This window comes from Azospirillum sp. B506 (assembly GCF_000333595.1).
In the GTDB taxonomy this organism is placed as follows: Bacteria; Pseudomonadota; Alphaproteobacteria; order Azospirillales; family Azospirillaceae; genus Azospirillum.
In genome coordinates this window covers 1-1,753 of sequence record NZ_BADK01000525.1, presented here as the reverse complement: position 1 = coordinate 1,753, position 1,753 = coordinate 1, and the positions used below count along the sequence as shown (strand labels likewise).

Sequence of the window (1,753 nt, the reverse complement as noted above, 5' to 3'; positions counted from 1 at the left end):
TGGCCGCATCCTGTCGCAGGTGAAGCAGCCGGTCATCCTGCACTGGCTGGGCGACATGTTCGATCCGGCGCTGGCCGGCTATTGGGGCACGGCCGACGTCGACGCGGCGATGGACACCGCGCTGTCGATCATCGGCGACTATGCGCCGAAGGTGGACGGCATCAAGATCTCGCTGCTCGACAAGGAGAAGGAGATCGTCATGCGGCGGCGGCTGCCGAGCGGTGTCCGCATGTATACGGGAGACGACTTCAATTACGCCGAGCTGATCGCCGGCGACGGGCAGCTGCATTCCGACGCGCTGCTCGGCATCTTCGACGCCATCGCCCCGGCCGCAGCCGCGGCATTGGCCCATCTGGCCGAGGGCGACGAGACGGGGTTCCACGACATCCTGGCGCCGACCGTGCCGCTGTCGCGCCACATCTTCAAGGCGCCGACCCGCTTCTACAAGACCGGCGTCGTCTTCATGGCCTATCTGAACGGCCATCAGGACCATTTCACCATGGTCGGCGGGCAGGAGAGCACGCGATCCACCCTGCATCTGGCCGAGCTGTTCCGGCTGGCCGACAAGGCCGGGCTGCTGTCCGATCCGGACCGCGCGGCGCAGCGGATGGCGGCGGTGCTCGCGGTGCGGGGGATTTCGTGATGCGGGATTTCTCCACTGACCATCGCTGGCTGTCGATCAACACCGCCACGGTGCGCAAGCAGGGCAATCTGGTCGAAATCCTCGACGCCTGCGCCCGCCGCGGCATCCGCGCCGTCGCACCCTGGCGCGATCAGGTGGCGGCGGTCGGGCTGGATGCCACGGTGCGGGCGGTGCGCAGCGGCGAGCTGGCGCTGTCCGGCTATTGCCGCGGCGGCATGTTCCCGGCCGATCCGTCGAAGGCAGCGGAGGTGCGCGACGACAACCGCCGCGCGGTCGACGAGGCGAAGGCTTTGGATGCGGCCTGTCTGGTGCTGGTGGTCGGCGGGCTGCCGCAATATTCCCGGCCCGGATCGCCGGCCAGCAAGGACATCGCGCTGGCCCGGTCCCAGGTGGAGGACGGCATCGCCGAATTGCTGGACTATGCCCGCAACGCGGGGATGCCGCTGGCCATCGAGCCGCTGCACCCGATGTATGCCGCCGACCGCGCCTGCGTCAACACGATGGCCCACGCGCTCGACCTCTGCGACCGGCTGGATCCGGGGAAGTCGGGGGCGCTGGGGGTGGCGGTCGACGTCTATCATGTCTGGTGGGATCCGGATCTGCAGGCGCAGATCGCCCGAGCCGGCAAGGAGCGGCTGCTGGCCTTCCATGTCTGCGACTGGCTGGTGCCGACCAGCGACCTGCTGCTCGACCGCGGCATGATGGGCGACGGCGTCATCGACATCCCGCGCATCCGCGGCTGGGTCGAGGCGTGCGGCTTCGCCGGCTATTCGGAGGTGGAGATCTTCTCGCAAGCCAATTGGTGGGAAAGACCGATGGGCGAGGTGCTGGACACCTGCATCGAGCGGCACCGCAGCGCAGTTTGAAATCGGCCCGGTTTGAAATCGCCCTGATTTGAAATTGCCGGCAGAGGCTTCTACCATGGGGGGAAGATCCCTTCCCTCCCCCGGACCGCAGGAGCCGGCTTCCCACATGGACAGCCTGACCGACTCACCCGACCCGATGCCGCCCGCCCCCGCCGGAGGCGCTGCGCCGCCGGTCAAGGCGACCCGCGACCCGGAAGGGACGCGGGCGCGCATCATGGCCGCCGCGACGAAGGAGTTCGCGCGC

At 68.7% G+C, this 1,753-nt stretch carries 2 protein-coding genes; both read left to right on the top strand.

Features of this window, described 5'->3' with window-relative positions:
• Nucleotides 1–643 (top strand): DUF993 family protein (locus I71_RS15665; protein ID WP_042695779.1); only part of this gene is annotated, 643 nt, incomplete at its 5' end.
• Nucleotides 643–1,509: a sugar phosphate isomerase/epimerase gene (locus I71_RS15660; RefSeq protein WP_042695778.1), complete on the top strand. Its 867-nt coding sequence runs from the start codon at nucleotides 643–645 to the stop codon at nucleotides 1,507–1,509. The genes I71_RS15665 and I71_RS15660, both read left to right, overlap by 1 nt.
• Nucleotides 1,510–1,753 lie beyond the last annotated feature (244 nt).